Source organism: Shewanella dokdonensis (assembly GCF_018394335.1).
Classification (GTDB): Bacteria; Pseudomonadota; Gammaproteobacteria; order Enterobacterales; family Shewanellaceae; genus Shewanella; species Shewanella dokdonensis.
Window position 1 is genome coordinate 3,579,272 of sequence record NZ_CP074572.1, and the last position, 18,926, is coordinate 3,598,197.

The following is an 18,926-nucleotide window of genomic DNA, read 5'->3' on the forward strand; positions in this document are numbered from 1 at the left end:
TACTTTTTGCGCAAGCAAACTATCAATAGGCTGCCGTATGTACCGAACGTACCGCGCGGCCAGATGGATCGATAACCCCTTGCAGACTGGCATCCCAAGCCAATGCTTCGGGAGTAGAGCAGGCAACAGATTTGCCACCAGGAACGGTTTTAGCGGCGGATTCCAAGGGAAAGCTTTCTTCAAAAAAGCAGCGATAGAAATAGGCTTCTTTCGTCTCCGGAGTGTTGTATGGAAAACGGAAGTGAGCATTTGCCAATTCTTTATCATCGACTAACACCGCGGCATGCGCTTTTAAACCATCAATCCACGAGTAACCTACACCATCACTGAACTGTTCTTTCTGGCGCCAAGCCACCTCAGCTGGCAGCATATCTTCAAAGGCTTCACGCAGAATGTGTTTCTCAATACGGCCATTTTTCGACATTTTGGCTTCTGGATTGAGGCGCATTGCCACGTCCATAAACTCCTTGTCGAGGAAGGGGACGCGAGCTTCCAGTCCCCAGGCCGCCATTGCTTTGTTAGCGCGCAGGCAATCATAGAGATGCAGTTTATCTAACTTACGGATCAATTCTTCGTGGAATGCTTGTGCATTGGGGGCCTTGTGAAAATATAGATACCCGCCAAACAATTCATCAGAACCTTCACCAGACAGTACCATTTTGATCCCCATCGCCTTGATTTTTCGTGCCATCAGATACATGGGGGTGGCCGCACGAATGGTGGTAACATCGTACGTTTCTAGGTGGTAGATCACGTCTTTAATCGCATCCAGACCTTCCTGGAAGGTAAAGTTGATCTCATGATGGATAGTGCCAATGGCATCGGCTACTTTTTGGGCCGCAATCAGATCTGGGGCACCTTTCAAGCCTACGGCAAAAGAACTGGGGCCACCAGGCGCCTGATTCATCATTGTCTTCAATGCGACGTTTTGCATAAGTTTGGGTGATGGCGGACACTACTGATGAATCTAAACCGCCAGATAGTAGTACACCGTAGGGTACATCAGACATTAACTGGCGTTTAACTGCGGCTTCCAGCGCTGCTTTTAGTTCCTCTTTGCTAGCGGGATTGTCTTTTACCGCATCGTAATCACGCCATTCCCGTTGATAATATTTCACTGGCTCGCCACCACTGAGCAGGTATTGCCCAGGGGCAAATACGTCAACGGTTTTGCATACTGGCATCAGCGCTTTCATTTCCGATGCCACGTAAAAGTTGCCAGCAGCATCGCGGCCGGTGTACAGCGGAATAATGCCAATATGATCCCGACCGATGAGGTAGCGGTTCAATTTCTGGTCATACAACACAAAGGCGAAGATACCGTTGAGCATATCGAGAAACTCACAGCCGTACTCCTGATACAGCGCTAGGATCACTTCACAGTCAGAGTTTGTCTGATAAGTGTATTTGTCACCCAGTTTGGCTTTCAGTTCCTTGTGGTTATAGATTTCACCATTAACGGCCAGCGCCAGAGTGCCATCTTGGCTGAAAAGTGGCTGTGCGCCGTGTTCGATATCGACAATTGCCAACCGTTCATGAACCAAAATGGCATTGTCGGAGGTAAAAATGCCAGACCAGTCGGGGCCACGATGGCGCATCAGTTTAGACATCTCCAGGGCGACCGGGCGCAACGACGCAGCATCGGACTGGATATCAAGAATAGCGAAAATTGAACACATACAATATGACTCCGAGAAAACCACCATTACTGCGGGTCACTTTGCCATTGTTAGCGCTAAAAGCCAAGTTTCATTTTTATTAAAAATTCCACAAAATGGCTAAAAATATAAATATAGATAAGATTTAAAACTGATAAAAATAAATATTATCCAATATAAATTAAAAATTAATGAATAAATGATAATTAGTTTTGCTGTGAGGTGGATTCGATTGGGGAAACTACACTCAGCGCGAAGAAAATATCATGGTTTAGCAATAAACTAACTGGCTGATGAATATACAACTTCCGGTTTATTTCGGCGGGTGGGGAAGAACGGGCTACCGTGTTTAAAAAAGCGCCCGTAGGCGCTTTCTGAAAATTATAGTTTGATGTGGGTGGCAGGGCGTAGTGCGTGGAATTCTGTGCCTTCGTAGTAACCTGGATAAGCATTACTATCCCCTAACATGGTGGCTGCGCGGTAATAAACCGCCAGATCTTGCAAGGCCCCGGAAAGATCCCAATCGGCTTGATATTCATCACAGGTGTTGTGATAACAGCTCTTCATGCGTTGTTGCATCTGTGCTTTGTACTTGGCTGTGGCTGCGTCAATCGGCTCGTTGCCACTGCCGGCAAACACTGCTGGAACACCATATTTGGCAAAACTGAAATGATCGGAGCGGAAGTAACCGCCGGATTCTGGGTGCAACTCACTTTTTACTTGGCGTTGTTGCTGGTTAACGGCGGCAGCAAGATAGAGTTCCAACTCCGACTTGCCTTTCCCAACGATAGTAAAGTCCTTGGTTCGGCCATAGATGTTGGTACTGTCGAGATTAAACACCCCAATCGTATGTTTGAGCGGATACAAGGGGTGTTCTGCATAATAACGGGAGCCTAACAACCCCTGTTCTTCACCGGTGGTGACCACAAACGTCACGGAGCGTTTAAGGCCGTGTCCCGCCTTGGCGGCAGCGATAAACTGCCGGGCAATCGCCAGCATGCCAGCAACGCCAGAGGCATTATCCATCGCACCATTGAAAATCTTATCACCTTCCAGTGAGTTGTCTTTACCTAAGTGATCCCAGTGTCCGGTAAACAGGATATGTTCATCAGCGCTCATCGTTCCGGGCAGATTAGCGATAACGTTATAACTTTCACCATAACTGGCACTGTTGGTAAATTTTATACTGGCGGTTTGGGCCAAGGGTAACTGCATCGGCTCATGTGCTGCGCGGCTGAGTTCAGTGTCTAATGTCAGCCCCGCCTTAGCAAACACGGCTTTGGCACTCTCTAACGTCATCCAGCCTTCTACGGCAATTCGAGACTGCTCATTCGCAACGGCCAAGTCTTGCTGCGGCCCAGTCCAACTGTGTTCCACGACTGACCAAGGGTAGGACGCAGCTGCTGTTTGATGAATGATAATGGCACCAAGTGCTCCCTGACGACTGGCTTCTTCATACTTATAAGTCCAGCGGCCATAGTAGGTCATGGCTTTACCGTCGAATTTTCCAGATTCAGGGTTTGCAAATCCTGGGTCGTTCACCAAGATCAGTGCAATTTTGCCATGCATGTCTAGCCCTTGGTAATCATTCCAGCCATATTCCGGGGCGTTGATACCATAGCCCACAAAAACCAGTGGTGCATTTTTAATATCCACTTGTTTAACATCGTGATGGCTGTTGAGAATAATGTCCTTACGGTATTGCAACGGCATCCCGGCCAGCGTGATCTGTTGCTGCTCGCTGGCGCTGTAACTGACCATGGGGACTTTTTGTAAATAGCTACCATCGGGGCCTGGCTGCATGCCGATAGATTTAAAAGCCGCCACCAGATAATCCAGTGTCATCTGCTCGCCGTGGGTGGTGGGGGCTCGGCCTTCAAACGCGTCAGAAGACAGTGTTTTTATGTCGTTGCGATATCGCTGTTCATCAAAATGAAAACCGACAGCCGCGTCACCACTGTCGTGCGTGCAGCCAGCAACGAGTGCCAGCATACAGAGTGGAACCAATAAACGCATAAAGGAACCTGTTGATAGTTGAAGTGATTAAGTGCCCAATGCACCTGATGTTGTCGCTATGATGGCGGAAAAACTTTGGTTTCGACAACCTCAGGCGGTAACCCTAATGTTACATAATGTGTCAACAGTCAACTGCGCGTTTACACCACATCAATATCGACAGCGCTGTCAAATACGTGATTAGGGCGGAAGGGTTCCAGCTCGATATCTTCACGGCGCGTGACACCGGTCAGTACCAGAATCGTCTCAAGGCCGGATTGAAGCCCGCAAGTATATCGGTGCGCATGTTGTCACCGATGATCACGGTATTTTCTGAGTGTGCCCCCATATGATTCAGCGCCGAGCGAATGATCAGCGGGCTGGGTTTGCCTACATAAAATGGTTTACGACCAGAAATCACCTCAATTGGAGCACATAAGGCACCACAACCCGGGCTGAAGCTGGGGCCGTGGGTATCGGGGTTGGTGGCAATGAAACGGGCGCCTTTGGCAATAAAGGCGGCGGCTTTACGGATCATATCCCAGTGATAAGTGCGGGTTTCACCCACAATCACAAAATCTGGGTTGATATCTGTGATAGTAAAGCCGGCATTGTAGAGCTCATGAATTAACGCGCCTTCCCCCAATCACATAGGCTTTGGCATTGTTTTCGCCATTCTGATGTTTAAGAAAATTGGCGGTCGCCATGGCAGAGGTATAAAAACATTGCTCGGGAATTTCCGGGATCCCGGCAGCCGCTAGGCGGTTTTGCAGATCTTTACCAGTTTGTGCAGGATTATTGGTGAGCACAACCAAGGGATTTCCTTGTTGCAGTATTTTGGCAATAAATTTGTCGCTACCGGGCACCAGCTTGTTGTCGTGCATCAGTACGCCATCGATATCACAGATAATGTTTTTCATTGCCTTCCTATGCGAAGTGTTACGGCTAGTTCTGCTAACTTAGCAAGTTATAGAAAAACAGGGAACCCGAAGGTTCCCTGTCAATGTTCAATCGGCGGCATAACCACCAGCATCTAGTGGCTGATCATCCAGCCAGGCTTTGCCGTCAGTCATCTTGAGTCGTCCTTCGGCAAACCATTTGATGACCAGCGGGTAGATGGCATGTTCCTGTTCATGCACTCGCTCGGCCAGTAACTCGGCGGTATCATCCTCAAATACGGGCACTTTGGCTTGCAGGATAACCGGGCCGGCATCCAGCGTTGGCGTGACAAAATGTATGCTGGCGCCGTGTTCTTGCTCTCCCGCATCGATGGCGCGCTGATGCGTGTGCAGGCCGGTATATTTAGGCAGTAGTGAAGGATGCACGTTAATCATCCGGCCTTGAAAGGCGGTGACCAGTTCATCGCTAAGAATGCGCATAAAACCAGCGAGCACCAACAGATCTGGCTGGCACTGTTCAATCGCTGCATGCAGTCGTACATCATAGTCTGCACGGGATTCTCCAGGACTAGCCACTATGCAGTGAGTGTCGATCCCGGCGTCACGAGCCCTGACTAAACCATAGGCATCTGTTCGGTTACTGATCACCCCAACCACCTGATAGGGGCTTTCGGTAAAGCGTGATCAATAATGGCCTGCAAATTACTACCGTTGCCGGAAATCAGTACCAAGACGCGACACACCGGCATTAAATAATCTCCACCTGCTCACTGGCATCACCTAATGCGGCTATTTCACCAATATGCCAAGCATTTTCACCATTGGCGTTGAGCAAGGCTAATGCTGAGTCGAGTTGAGCTGCGGGTAACGCTATCACCATGCCAACACCACAGTTAAAGGTGCGGTACATTTCGTGCGTGTCGATATTGCCATTATCCTGCAACCAATGGAAAATCGTTGGCCATTGCCAAGAAGCGCCTTTGATGACGGCCTTGCAGTCAGCGGGTAATACGCGCGGAATATTTTCCCAGAAACCACCGCCAGTAATATGTGCCATCGCGTGTACCGTATGCTGTTCCAGTAACTTCAAGCAGGATTTGACATAAATTTTGGTCGGTTCCAGCAAATGGTCAATAAGAGGTTTACCTTGCAGCAGCTGTGCCGGATCTGCTTGGCTGACTTGCAGCACTTTGCGGATCAGCGAATAACCATTTGAATGTGGGCCACTTGAGCCAAGTGCGATCAGTGCATCGCCAGGTTTGACCAGGCTGCCATCGATGATGGCTTCTTTTTCCACTACGCCAACACAAAAACCGGCCAAGTCGTAATCTGCACCTTCGTACATCCCGGGCATTTCCGCAGTTTCACCACCAATCAATGCGCAACCTGACTGAAAACAGCCTTCGCCAATGCCGCTGACGACCGCAGTGGCCGCGGTGACGTCCAGCTTACCTGTCGCATAATAATCGAGGAAAAACAGTGGCTCAGCCCCTTGTACAATCAGGTCGTTGACACACATAGCCACCAGATCAATACCAACGCTATCGTGTTTTTTGTAATCAATGGCCAGACGCAATTTGGTGCCGACACCATCAGTGCCTGATACCAGCACCGGATGTTTGTATTTTGAAGGCAGTTCACACAAGGCACCGAAACCGCCGAGGTTGCCCATCACTTCTGGGCGCCGCGTGCGTTTAACGACAGATTTAATGTTATTGACCAGAGCGTTGCCTGCATCGATATCAACACCGGCATCTTTATAACTCAGTGGGGTAGGATTACTCACTTGATCCTCTCGGGTACGTGGTTATGGGTTTTAATGCGGCAATATTCTAACAGTTTGGTCTTAGGGTCGAAAGCCAAAGATGGCGCAGGAATGGGCTGATACTGTTCACGAATCGGCGTAAAACAGAAACTTTATGTTTTCCCCTTCAGGTAAATCTACTAAAATCCCAAGGATTTGCCTGGCTCGTGCAGGCCCTGCAATACCTGCCCTGACTGGCTACCTGCCCGCAAAAAACTCAGGAGAAACACAATGAAAGTTGTCGAGGTTAAACACCCACTGGTCCGTCACAAAATTGGTCTGATGCGCGAAGGCGACATCAGCACCAAGCGTTTTCGTGAGCTGGCCTCAGAGGTGGGCAGTTTATTAACCTACGAAGCAACAGCCGATTTTGAAACCGAAACTGTCACTATTCAGGGTTGGAATGGTCCGGTCGAAGTGGAACAGATCAAAGGCAAAAAAGTAACTGTAGTGCCCATTTTGCGCGCTGGTCTCGGAATGATGGACGGGGTTCTGGAAAATATTCCCAGTGCCCGAATTTCCGTTGTCGGCATGTATCGCGATGAAAAGACACTGGAACCAGTACCTTACTTTGAAAAACTCGCCAGCGATCTGAATGAACGCTTGGCATTAGTGGTCGACCCCATGTTGGCAACCGGTGGTTCAATGATTGCAACTATCGATTTGCTGAAACAACGGGGCTGTACCTCTATCAAAGCCTTGGTGCTGGTGGCGGCGCCAGAAGGTTTGAAAGCATTGGAAAAAGCCCATCCTGATGTAGAGCTTTACTGTGCGTCAATCGATCGTTGTCTCAATGAAAACGGTTATATTCTGCCGGGTCTCGGGGATGCCGGTGACAAAATCTTCGGTACCAAATAAGTTTGATAAGTAATGAAGAAGCCCGCATTTGTGCGGGCTTTTTACGCTCGGTTACAGCACCATGGCCGCAATCCAGCCAAATATCAGCAACGGGATGTTGTAGTGAATAAAGGTTGGAATGACGCTATCACGGATATGATCATGTTGCCCGTCAGCATTGAGCCCGGAGGTTGGCCCTAATGTTGAGTCAGAGGCTGGGGAGCCCGCATCCCCGAGTGCCGCCGCCGTGCCCACTAACGCAATCACCGCGGGTGCAGAAAATCCAAAGTGCAGTGCCAGTGGCACATAGATGGTGGCAATAATTGGGATGGTGGAAAAGAGGAGCCAATCCCCATAGTGATCAGCAATCCCACCAATAGCATCAGGAATGCTGCCAGTGATTTGTTATTGCCGATCAAGTCGCCAATGGTGTTGACCAATGTGGCTACCTCACCGGTCTGATTGACGACGGCCGCAAAACCCGAGGCGGCAATCATAATAAAGCCGATATTGGCCATCATGCGTACGCCACGGTTAAAAATATCCTCATTGTCACTGCGTTTTAGTACGCCAGTAACACTGAAGATCATAAAGCCGGCCAATGCCCCGAAGATCATTGACTCGGTTGTCAGTTGTACCACTAGCGTGGTCAGCACTGCGACGATGGCGATCCCGATATTGCGCTTGCATGGCGCTACGGTTTGTATGCCAGCAGCGGGTTCTGGCATGTGGTAATGCCGTGGTTTTCGATAAGAGATGAATACCGCTACGAGCAAGCCCAGCAACATGCCGGCTCCAGGGATTAACATGGCGCTGGGAATATCACCAGCGCTGACAGCCAGACCATTATGGTTGAGGTTTGCCAGCAAAATATCGTTGAGAAAGATGCCGCCAAAGCCGATGGGTAACACCATATAGGTGGTGACGAGGCCAAATGTCAGTACACAGGCTACCAAGCGACGATCCAGTTGCAGACGAGTCATCAACTGTAATAAGGGTGGGATTAAAATCGGGATAAATGCAATGTGGATCGGCAGCAGGTTCTGCGAACTGATTGACATTGCCAGCAGCGTAACCAGTAGCGTTGCTTTCACCAAGCGTTCATTGCGGTTGTTTTGTTCCTGACCGAGCAATTTAATGACTGAACCAGAAATCAGACTGGTGAGTCCTGAATGGGATAAGGCAACAGCAAAAGCGCCTAATAAGGCGTAGCTCAAGGCGATCTGGGCACCACCACCGAGGCCGGTATTAAACGCCGCAATGGTTGCATTCAGTCCTACCCCCCAACAACCCGGCAACCAACGCACTGATGGTCAGTGCAATCACAACATTGACCCGCAAGATGCTCAATAGCAGCATCAGGCACACGGCAATAACAACAGCGTTCATAAGCGAATTTATCGTTTTTGTTAAAAGGATATTCTCAGTAACTGCTACGGTGCTGTAAAGCTTCTGATCATAAAATGCTTAAAAATCTTGAACTACGGCAGTTGCGGTGACAATCACTAAGCTAAAATGGGTGATATTTAGGCAAGTTGACGTGCTGCCCCTTGAAAAAGGTGATATCGATCATAAATAGGTTGTGAGTTAACCCGCAGGTTTTATAATGCCTGTTAGTTAAGCAGGATTTGCAAGTCACTACTCAATCCATAGATGGAGGAAATATAATGGGCGTATTAGTTAGCCGTCCGGCCCCTGATTTTACTGCTGCCGCAGTACTCGGAACCGGTGAAATTGTTGATAGCTTCAACCTGACTGCCGCAATCAAAGGAAAACCCGCAGTAGTGTTTTTCTACCCAATGGACTTCACTTTTGTATGTCCTTCCGAATTGATTGCTTTTGATCACCGTCTGGAAGAGTTCAAGAAACGTGGCGTTGAAGTCATCGGCGTATCCATCGACTCTCAGTTTACTCACAACGCTTGGCGTAACACTCCGGTTAATCAAGGCGGTATTGGCCCAGTGAAATACACTCTGGTTGCCGACGTTCGTCATGACATCTGCAAAGCTTACGATGTAGAACATCCAGAAGCAGGTGTGGCTTTCCGTGGTTCATTCCTGATTGATAAAGATGGTATTGTGCGTCATCAGGTGGTAAATGATCTGCCTCTGGGCCGTAACGTAGACGAAATGTTGCGTATGATTGATGCGCTGCAATTCCACGAAGAATACGGTGAAGTTTGCCCAGCCGGTTGGCAGAAAGGCGAAAAAGGTATGAAAGACAGCCCAGATGGTGTTGCCGCATATCTGGCCGAAAATGCCGATAAGCTGTAATCGTTATTGAGCTAAAAAAAGCTGCCGTATGGCAGCTTTTTTATTGGTAACAGATTGATTAAATTCTGATTTACTCGGCGTCTGCCAAATAATAGTAACCCAGCTCAATCAATTTTAGTAGCAGTGGCTGGATGCTTTCGCGTTGCAGCATCAGCAGGGCTTGCTCACTGGCAACACTGGTTTGGTTTGCTAGCATTTCGGCATAATCGCGGTCGGTTGCGGCAAATTCAAAACTGTCGCCATTAATAAACAGCCGGTTTTCGCTATCGTTTTCTAACAGCAGCACTTTCAGACCACCAATCCGGCTGAGCACCGCACCATCCTGTAACGCTTGTTGTAGTTCCGCGGCATCAAGACGCTCGGCTTCACAGATATCCAGCTCAAAACGATTCTGACTCAGCAGTTTGCCTAACATTGCCTGATAAGCTGCGGGTTGTTTTGCCAATGAAACCAGCAAATCCATCAGCCCTTGTTGTTGTGCGGCGGGAACCAAGCCGGGCTGTGTGGGTTCAGATGTGGAAGTAAAACGTTGCTGACCTTGATTGCTGTCAATCAGGTAATCGGCCATCGACGACAGCAATTCTTGCTGGCTGGGTGCACGGAAGCCAATGGAGTAGGACATTGCTAGCGTCAAGGTAAAGCCTTGATGGGGAAATCCTGGTGGAATGTAGAGCATGTCGCCAGCTTCAAGGATATCGTCAATAATCGGCTCGAAGTTTTCAATCAGCGGAGAAGTTGTCACACCACCCCGTTGTTGATACTGGCCAATATCACCTACGGTCCAGCGGCGACGGCCTTCACCTTGAATAATAAACACATCATATTGATCTATGTGGGGGCCAACGCCACCGCCTGGGGTGGCAAAGGATGCCATCAGGTCGTCAAAGCGCCAGTCCGGCAGAAAGCGAAAAGCTTCAACTAACGGCTGTGAGTCTGGATACCAGTGATTGATGGCTTGTACCAGCAGTTGCCAGTTTTCTTCGCCATATTGATCGTAATCTTCAAATGGGCCATTGATCACCTGCCAGTTGTTACCTTGCGCCTGGGTAACAACCACACGGGAGGCAACTTCTTCTTCACAGGCCAAGCCAGCAAGTTCATCAGCGGCAATGGGGTCCGTAAAATCTTTAAATGCCTGGCGGAAAATCACCGGCTTTTTCTGCCAGATCTCTTTCAGGAATTTTTCTTTATCAATGGTGAGCTGATACATAATTCACTCGTGTGGTTTAAAAAAGGCGGTACCTGATGGCACCGCCTGTTACAATTCTGCGACCAGTTATTTCAGGTCATCAACAAAGGCTTCGGCACGACCGATATAGGTGGCAGGCGTTAGTTTTTTCAGTTCCGCTTTGACTTCCTCTGGCAATGCCAGGTTGTCAATAAACGCCGCTATCTGCGCTGCGTCTATGCGCTTACCGCGTGTCAGCTCTTTGAGTTTTTCATATGGTTTTTCAATGCCGTAACGACGCATTACTGTCTGTACTGGCTCAGCTAGCACTTCCCAGTTATGATCCAGTTCATCACGCAGATGCGCTTCATTGACTTCCAGTTTGCTGATGCCTTTCAAGGTGGCCTGATAGGCGATCAGCGAGTGCGCAAAACCAACGCCAAGATTACGTAGCACAGTGGAATCTGTCAGATCGCGTTGCCAGCGAGATACCGGCAATTTTGCTGCTAGATGCTGCATCAACGCATTGGCAATCCCTAGATTACCTTCCGAATTTTCAAAATCGATGGGATTGACTTTGTGTGGCATGGTGGAGGAACCAATCTCCCCGGCAATGGTTCTCTGCTTGAAATGGCCCAGGGCTACATAACCCCAGATATCTCGGTCAAAGTCGATCAACACGGTATTGAAACGGGCCACGGCATCGAACAGTTCGGCGATGTAGTCATGTGGCTCAATCTGGGTAGTATAGGGATTCCAGTTCAAGCCGAGACTGGTAACAAAGCGCTGTGACATAGTGTGCCAGTCGACTTCAGGATAGGCTGACAAATGCGCGTTATAGTTACCGACTGCGCCGTTGATTTTGCCCATGATTTCAACTGCTTCAATCTGTTTTATTTGTCGTTCGAGGCGCACCGCCACATTCGCCATCTCTTTACCCAAAGTGGAAGGCGAGGCGGGTTGCCCGTGGGTGCGAGACATCAGCGGTACGGTTTTGTAGGCTTTGGCTAAGGCTTTTACTGCATCGACAATTTTGCGACAGTAGGGCAGTAAAACATTCGCACGCGCTTCTGTCAGCATCAGACCATGAGACAGATTGTTGATGTCTTCTGAAGTGCAAGCAAAGTGTACAAATTCACTGACGGCTTTCAGTTCAGCATTGTCGGCAATTTTTTCTTTGATGAAGTATTCAACTGCTTTTACATCGTGGTTGGTGGTGGCTTCAATGGTTTTTACCCGCTGGGCGTCATCTACGCTGAAGTTGTCGCGGATGTTGTCCAGTAATGCTAGGGCTTGTTCGCTAAAAGGGGCACTTCTTCAATATCTGGGCAGCTAGACAACAGTTTTAACCAGTTGATTTCAACTTGAACACGATATTTGCTGAGACCGTACTCGCTGAATATCCCCGGAGTTCGGTGGTTTTATTGCCATAGCGCCCGTCAACCGGGGAGATAGCAGTCAGTGCGGAAAGATCCATTGTAAGCTCCTTGATGAACTTGGCTTTTAATATAGGGAGAGGCTGTTATTGGCCGTATCGACGATAGCTTTGCGGGAGAACACCAGTTGGCGGCGTTTCCCCCTAGTTGACGCCAAAGCACGGCACTGCGCATCGCTGCTAACAGCAGTGCGCGTATTTTATTCTGTACCTGTTTTTGTTGCAGGATATTGGGATTGCCGGAAATCTGAATTTTTGGCCCCAGATTACTGATGATATCGCTGTAGATATCGGCAAGATTGGCAATCACTTGTTCATCGGTGACAGCAAAATGCTGTAACTGGCGACGAACTTGTTGGATGCGCTCAGACATCATTGCCAAGGCGGCATTGTTACGGCTGAGCTTACGCTCCAATGCCAGCAGTCCCACCAGATAACGGGTGATTTCCACGTCTTTCTGATGATTGTCGCCAAGCTGGTTGATCACCCAGCGGTAACCGTTAGCCAACACTTTTTTGTCGGGATAAATATCATCGATGCTGTCTGGGTCTGTCACCAAAATGGTATTTAGCGCCGCAGCCAGTTGCTCATCATCGGTTTCACCGTGACGGGCAATGTACTGAACCTGAGCCACGGCTTGCAGTGTTGCCGCCAGTGCCATGGTTCTGTCATGCAGTGTGTTCACTGATCACTCTCTTATCAAACTGTCTATGATGCCGCCGCCAAGGCAGATATCACCATCATAGAATACCGCGGACTGCCCTGGTGTGACAGCTGCGACCGGGTTGTCAAAGCTCACTTTGATCTCATCATCGCCATTATAGTGAACCTGACAGGCAACGTCAGATTGACGATAACGGGTTTTAACGGTTAAGCGTTGGCCATCAGCCGGGCCTTGATGATCAACCCAATGCAATTGGTGGGCGATCAAACCTTGTGACATCAAGCGTGGGTGATTATGCCCTTGAGCGACTACCAGCACATTGCGTTTGAGGTCTTTGTCGACTGTGTACCAAGGTTCTTCGCTACCTTCTTTGGTGCCACCAATACCCAGCCCCTTGCGTTGACCCAGGGTATGATACATCAAGCCTTGATGCGTACCGATCACTTCACCTGCTACGGTTTCAATATTACCCGGTTGTGCTGGCAGATAACGGCTAAGGAATTCACTGAATTTACGTTCACCAATAAAACAGATACCTGTGCTGTCTTTCTTATCGGCGGTGACCAGCCCTAATTCTTTGGCAATTTCCCTGACCCGCGGCTTTTCAATATCGCCTACCGGGAACAGACTGCGGGACAACTGCTCATGGCCAAGCGTGTAGAGGAAATAGCTCTGGTCTTTATTGGCATCGGCACCACGTAGCATGGTGGTTTTGCCATTGAGTTCGCCGCGGCGCACATAATGGCCCATGGCAATATAATCCGCGTCCAGAATGTCGTCCGCAAAATCTAGGAATGCTTTAAATTTGATCTCTTTATTGCACATGATATCTGGATTTGGGGTGCGACCAGCCTTGTATTCCGCCAGAAAATATTCGAATACATTGTCCCAATATTCTGCGGCAAAATTGACGGTATGCAGCTTGATGCCTAATTTGTCACATACCGCTTGCGCGTCCTGCAGATCGGCTGCGGCTGAGCAATACTCGGTGCCATCGTCCTCTTCCCAGTTTTTCATAAACAATCCCTCAACTTGGTATCCCTGCTGTTTTAGCAGATAAGCCGATACCGAGGAGTCGACGCCGCCGGACATGCCAACGATAACTTTTTTGTAGAAGGATGAGAGTCGATAAAAGTCATAAAAGCTGATTCACCGTTAAACACAGACTGGGTTGCTTCTCCCGTTAGCTTGCATATGAGTAACGCTACAATGAAAAGCCACTTGCCGCGCAAGGGTTTGGCGACAATCAGAGAAAAGTTAACCCGGATAATTGGTCGCGTATTCTAGCACGGCTTGGCGTTAGCTGCTAATGCCTGAAATGGTTCATTGCCAAACAGGTTGGCATTTATTGGTGATGATTGCTGTCTGATTTTGGGCCGGTAGCGCCCAGCCTGATAGCGGCAGTGTTTGCTACCGCTTGTTATTGCCCGTATCGACTCGATAGGCGGGGGGGATGATGAGCTGAGAATAGCTGTCGCCTAGCACTTTTCCGTTGCTGGCAAACGCCAGTTGGGCGAGTAATAAACGATGTAATTGCTATCTGTCAGGCGCTGGAGTGGGGCATTTTTGCCATGGCAAAATGCCCCTCTGGCTCCTTAAACAGATGTGATCTGCTGCTGTGACAACCAGTAACGACTCATTTCGCAGCGGTGACAGCGTAACGAATGCGATAACCATCAGGATCGGCGATAGTAAATGCAGTAGCAAAGTCCATAGCTGTCGGTGGTTGGAGCAGCGGTACTGCCAGCGCCAAACAGTGCTGATACTGTGCCTGAAACGCCAATTGATCGTCAGCATATAGACAGAGTTCCCCTGGCGTACCCTGGGTTATTGTGAGTGGTGGAATAACGGCTGCTTGCTGCCAAATGCCCAAAGATAGGGATTCGTTCAGCATGTACAACGCAAATTCACTGGAAGTGTGTACGGGGGCTGCCCGAACAATGCGGTATAAAATGCCTGACTCTTGGGCACATCTGCGACATAAAACACCACGGTAGCTCTTGCAACTGACATGATATGACTCCTGTTGTTGTTAATGACGATAAGGAGCCTATCCTGAGTAGCTGTCAGTTTTTGTCAGTAGGCGATGGGGTTATCCGGTATCCCTTGTATCGCCTGCCACGCACGCAACAACTGTTGCTGACTCTGCGGGTAACGCTGGTCTGTTTCATGGTATTGCTTAAGTCGATCCACCCGGAAATGGCGGAATGCCTGACGGGTTTCACACCAAGCGACCAGCATGTAGCAAGATTCCATAAATCCCAGTAATACGGGCCAGATGCGCCGGGTTGTCAGCTGTGCCTGCGCATCGATATAACAGATATCGACCACGACTCCGCGGCGGATTGACTGGCGGATCTGTGATAGCGGTACGGCAACGGCCGCTTTTTCGGCACTCGGGCCAACCCTAACGGTTTCCCGCTCCATCTGTAACTTCAAGCTATCAGGCAAAATGGCCGCGATTTTTGCGAGCGCATTTTGGGCCGCGAGTGTCATCTGTTGATCGTCCTGTTTGCTAACCCAGTTAGCCCCCAACCGCAAGGCTTGCAGTTCCTCATAACTGAACATTAGTGGTGGCAACATGAAATTGGGCTTTAAGAGATAACCGAGCCCAGCTTCACCTGCAATCTCTGCTCCTTGTGACTGCAACGTGGCAATATCGCGGTAGACGGTTCGGACACTTACTCCCAACTGTTCCGCTAGGGTTGTGGCCGCTACTGGATATTTATGGCAGCGGAGCAATTGCAGTAAATCGAACAAGCGTTGCGTTCGCGACATGGTTAAACCATCTGTTTGCGGCGGAGGCGTTGTGGCATTTTAGCGTGTTCCCGTGGGAAGTGGCAGCCTTGACGCAATACTCCGTCATAAGTGATTGTGTCAATATTGGCTTATCTCTGGGCTATCTCGCGGCCATCACATTACGCATTCCATAGCGCCTCAATCTGTGCCGCTGTTAATGAGCAATATTCACCATTGGGCAAACGCTCGCCATTGATATCGAGCGAGCAGGTGCCGATGGCGTAGCGGATCAACCGCAGCGTAGGAAAACCTACCAGGGCGGTCATACGCCGCACCTGTCGGTTGCGTCCTTCGCGGATCTGCAGCTCCAGCCAACAGTCGGGAACAGATTTGCGTTCACGTACGGGAGGAAACCGCGGCCAAATGTCGGGGGCGTCTATCCGCTGCACTCGTGCTGGCAGTGTCATGCCATCTTTGAGGCGTACACCGCAGCGTAATTGTTCAAGCGCTGCCTCGGTGATCTCTCCTTCCACCTGAACCCAGTAAGTTTTATAGGTGTGGCGAGTCGGTGCCGTCAGTTTTGCTTGTAACTTGCCGTTGTTGGTTAGGAGTAACAGACCTTCGCTGTCACGATCCAAACGTCCCGCTGCGTACACTTGCGGTTCATCAATAAAATCTTTCAGCGTCTTGCGGCCCGCTTCATCGGTAAATTGGCACAGCACATCGAAGGGTTTATTGAACACTATCACTTTGGTGTCTGGTGGTGTTACCAGCGGCTTGCGGCGCAATGCGTTACCCGAAATGGGGCGGGATGTGGTGAAGCCTCGACGGCTGTCATGCGGCGGGCGTTTGACTCTGGCGTGCATGGCGTAAGTGGGTGATGACTAAAAGATAAGGTGGGAGAGATCCTAACATATCTGCGACATTCGTCTAAGGGGCGTGGCCCTCTGTGGGAATTTGAATCTTGGGCAGAATGCTCTATGATGTTCGCCAAAATGTGATCTGAAACCCGTTTTGTAACCATGGATTATTTTGTCGAACCGATAGATAGAAGGGCTTTTATTCATCGTTGGGACGAAGTTTAAAACGGGAAGCAGTTGTCTCTCTTTCTTGCAAATGAACGTAGGACCCAAAATGACTGATAAAACTCCCACCATCATCTATACGGAAACAGATGAAGCGCCTGCGTTGGCGACCCTGTCACTGCTACCTATTATTCAGCGCTTTACCAAAATTGCCGGGATTAATGTTGAAACCCGTGATATTTCGCTGTCTGGTCGAATGATTGCGGCTTTCCCCGAACGGCTGACCGCAGCACAGCAAATTGCTGATCATCTTGCAGAACTAGGACAACTGGCGACCACTCCAGACGCCAATATCATCAAGTTGCCTAACATCAGCGCTTCAATTCCACAGTTAAAAGCCTGCATCAAAGAACTTCAGGCAAAGGGCTACGCGCTGCCAGATTACCCAGAGGAGCCAGCAACTGCTGAAGAAAAAGAGATTAAATCTCGTTACGACAAAATTAAAGGCAGTGCCGTAAATCCGGTGCTGCGTGAAGGTAACTCTGACCGCCGTGCGCCCGCATCTGTGAAGCAATATGCGCGTAAACATCCACATTCTATGGGCGCCTGGAGTCAGGATTCCAAGTCGCACGTAGCACACATGTATCATGGTGATTTCTATGGCAGCGAAAGATCTGTCACTATGCCAGCTGCCGATACCGTCTCTATTGTGCTGGAACAGAACGATGGACAAAAAGTTACGCTAAAACAGAGTCTTAAGCTGTTGGCGGGAGAAATTATTGATGCTTCGGTAATGAATGTCCGCGAACTCAGCGCCTTTTATGAGAAAGAGATTGCTGCTGCCAAGTCAGAAGGGGTGTTGCTGTCACTGCATCTGAAAGCCACCATGATGAAGGTGTCTGATCCTGTGCTGTTTGGTTATGCCGTTAAAGCCTATTACAAGGCACTGTTTGCCAAATATGCTGACACTTTTAAAGTGATTGGGGTTGACGTTAATAATGGTTTTGGCGATGTGGTTGCCCGCATTGCTGAATTGCCATCAACCGAGAAAGCCGCCATTGAAGCAGATATCGCGGCGATTTATGCGGCTCAGCCACCACTGGCTATGGTGAACTCCGACAAGGGCATCACTAACCTGCATGTCCCAAGTGATGTCATTATCGATGCTTCTATGCCTGCGGCTATCCGCGCAGGAGGCAAGATGTGGGGGCCAGATGGTCAGTTACATGATATCAAGGCGATGATCCCTGACCGTTGCTATGCGGGTGTCTATGACGAAGCGATTAACTTCTGTAAAGAACATGGTGCATTTGACCCGGCCACAATGGGCACTGTGCCTAATGTGGGCTTGATGGCGCAGAAAGCCGAAGAGTACGGCAGCCATGATAAGACGTTCGAAATCTCAGCCGCCGGGGTGGTGAAAGTTTACAACGCTGCTGGTGACGTGTTGTTGGCTCACGAAGTGGAACAAGGGGATATCTGGCGCATGTGTCAGGCCAAAGATGCGCCTATCCGAGACTGGGTCAAACTGGCGGTGCGCCGCGCTCGCTTATCAAATACTCCAGCGGTATTTTGGTTGGACGAAAATCGCGCCCATGATGCGCAGGTTATCGCTAAGGTCAAAGCTTATCTGCCTGAAGAAGATACCCGTGGTCTGGATATCCAGATCCTGGAACCTAAGGCGGCCGCGCGCTTGTCGTTAACCCGCATGAAAGCTGGCCAAGACACCATTTCTGTCACTGGTAATGTCCTGCGTGATTATCTCACAGACTTATTCCCGATTCTGGAATTGGGCACCAGTGCCAAGATGCTATCTATTGTGCCATTGATGAATGGTGGTGGTCTGTTTGAAACCGGTGCTGGTGGTAGCGCCCCCAAACATGTGCAGCAGTTTGTGGAAGAAAACCATCTGCGTTGGGATTCTTTAGGTGAATTCTTGGCCTTAGGTGCCTCGCTGGAACATTTGAGTCAGACCACAGGCAATGCCAAAGCACAGGTGTTAGCGAATTGTCTGGATCAGGCGATTGGTGAATTCCTTGACTGTAATAAATCGCCTTCGCGTAAAGTGGGGGAAATTGATAACCGTGGCAGCCATTATTTCTTGGCGCAATACTGGGCTAAGGCGTTAGCTGCGCAAGACAAAGATGCTGCACTGCAACAATATTTTGCACCATTGGCTGCTGCCCTGGTCGCCAAGGAAACACAGATTGTGACTGAGTTAAATAGTGTGCAGGGTGTTGCCGTTGCTATGGATGGTTACTATCGGCCTGATCATCAGTTAGCCTCTGCCGCAATGCGCCCGAGTGCCACGCTGAATGCTTTGATGGACGCTTAAGACGAGTTCGGCGGTGTTGCCATCTAGCAACACCGCCGCCGTTACGCAAAATAAAAGGCGGGTGAATACCCGCCTTTATACAATATTTTCAGCT

Annotated in this window: 11 protein-coding genes and 6 pseudogenes; 3 read left to right on the top strand and 14 right to left on the bottom strand. The window is 49.4% G+C overall.

All coding sequences use genetic code 11. The features are described from left to right. Window positions 1-22: 22 nt before the first annotated feature. The 5 genes and pseudogenes from asnB to purM form a co-directional block, all read right to left on the bottom strand. Window positions 23-1,679: pseudogene (asnB, locus tag KHX94_RS17200) on the bottom strand (asparagine synthase B). A gap of 360 nt (window positions 1,680-2,039) precedes the next feature. Continuing rightward, on the bottom strand, window positions 2,040-3,674 hold the full coding sequence (locus KHX94_RS17205; RefSeq protein ID WP_213681539.1) for a M28 family metallopeptidase: 1,635 nt from the start codon (window positions 3,672-3,674) through the stop codon (window positions 2,040-2,042). A 140-nt stretch (window positions 3,675-3,814) separates the two neighbouring features. Continuing rightward, window positions 3,815-4,573, bottom strand: a pseudogene (locus KHX94_RS17210) (HAD-IIA family hydrolase). A gap of 87 nt (window positions 4,574-4,660) precedes the next feature. Then, window positions 4,661-5,301: pseudogene (gene purN / locus KHX94_RS17215) on the bottom strand (phosphoribosylglycinamide formyltransferase). Continuing rightward, complete coding sequence (purM, locus tag KHX94_RS17220; RefSeq protein ID WP_213681540.1) at window positions 5,301-6,338, bottom strand: phosphoribosylformylglycinamidine cyclo-ligase; 1,038 nt, start codon at window positions 6,336-6,338, stop codon at window positions 5,301-5,303. Before purM ends, purN begins: the two are co-directional and overlap by 1 nt. A gap of 249 nt (window positions 6,339-6,587) precedes the next feature. Here purM and upp point away from each other — a divergent pair, with 249 nt between their 5' ends. Continuing rightward, window positions 6,588-7,214, top strand: a complete 627-nt coding sequence (upp, locus tag KHX94_RS17225) for a uracil phosphoribosyltransferase (protein WP_213681541.1) — start codon at window positions 6,588-6,590, stop codon at window positions 7,212-7,214. Window positions 7,215-7,265: 51 nt separating this feature from the next. Here upp and KHX94_RS17230 read toward each other — a convergent pair. Further along, window positions 7,266-8,582 (bottom strand): annotated as a pseudogene (locus KHX94_RS17230) (Na+/H+ antiporter family protein). A 278-nt stretch (window positions 8,583-8,860) separates the two neighbouring features. Here KHX94_RS17230 and KHX94_RS17235 point away from each other — a divergent pair. Then, a complete protein-coding gene (locus KHX94_RS17235; protein WP_213681542.1) occupies window positions 8,861-9,466 on the top strand; it encodes a peroxiredoxin C in 606 nt (201 codons plus the stop codon). A 70-nt stretch (window positions 9,467-9,536) separates the two neighbouring features. Here the strand turns inward: KHX94_RS17235 and KHX94_RS17240 are convergent, their stop codons facing one another. From KHX94_RS17240 to KHX94_RS17270, 8 genes and pseudogenes are all read right to left on the bottom strand, one after another. Then, a complete protein-coding gene (locus KHX94_RS17240) occupies window positions 9,537-10,676 on the bottom strand; it encodes a ribosomal protein uL16 3-hydroxylase (protein WP_213681543.1) in 1,140 nt (379 codons plus the stop codon). Window positions 10,677-10,742: 66 nt separating this feature from the next. Beyond that, window positions 10,743-12,111 (bottom strand): annotated as a pseudogene (gene purB / locus KHX94_RS17245) (adenylosuccinate lyase). A gap of 26 nt (window positions 12,112-12,137) precedes the next feature. Beyond that, window positions 12,138-12,730: pseudogene (gene hflD, locus KHX94_RS17250) on the bottom strand (high frequency lysogenization protein HflD). A gap of 27 nt (window positions 12,731-12,757) precedes the next feature. Then, window positions 12,758-13,882 (bottom strand): tRNA 2-thiouridine(34) synthase MnmA, encoded by a 1,125-nt coding sequence (gene mnmA, locus KHX94_RS17255; RefSeq protein WP_280529666.1) that lies wholly within the window; start codon window positions 13,880-13,882, stop codon window positions 12,758-12,760. A 487-nt stretch (window positions 13,883-14,369) separates the two neighbouring features. After that, complete coding sequence (locus KHX94_RS17260) at window positions 14,370-14,627, bottom strand: VOC family protein (RefSeq protein ID WP_213681545.1); 258 nt, start codon at window positions 14,625-14,627, stop codon at window positions 14,370-14,372. Continuing rightward, window positions 14,621-14,746 carry a VOC family protein gene (locus tag KHX94_RS21265; protein ID WP_280529589.1) on the bottom strand — a complete coding sequence of 42 codons (126 nt, stop codon included), beginning with the start codon at window positions 14,744-14,746 and terminating at the stop codon, window positions 14,621-14,623. Before KHX94_RS21265 ends, KHX94_RS17260 begins: the two co-directional genes overlap by 7 nt. A gap of 63 nt (window positions 14,747-14,809) precedes the next feature. Further along, on the bottom strand, window positions 14,810-15,511 hold the full coding sequence (locus KHX94_RS17265) for a helix-turn-helix transcriptional regulator (protein ID WP_213681546.1): 702 nt from the start codon (window positions 15,509-15,511) through the stop codon (window positions 14,810-14,812). Between the two features lie 140 nt (window positions 15,512-15,651). After that, window positions 15,652-16,338 carry a pseudouridine synthase gene (locus KHX94_RS17270; protein ID WP_213681547.1) on the bottom strand — a complete coding sequence of 229 codons (687 nt, stop codon included), beginning with the start codon at window positions 16,336-16,338 and terminating at the stop codon, window positions 15,652-15,654. 268 nt (window positions 16,339-16,606) lie between these two features. On the opposite strand from KHX94_RS17270, the gene KHX94_RS17275 reads away from it, so the two are divergent. Continuing rightward, window positions 16,607-18,832, top strand: coding sequence for an NADP-dependent isocitrate dehydrogenase (locus KHX94_RS17275; RefSeq protein WP_213681548.1), 2,226 nt, complete (start codon window positions 16,607-16,609; stop codon window positions 18,830-18,832). Window positions 18,833-18,926: the final 94 nt, after the last annotated feature.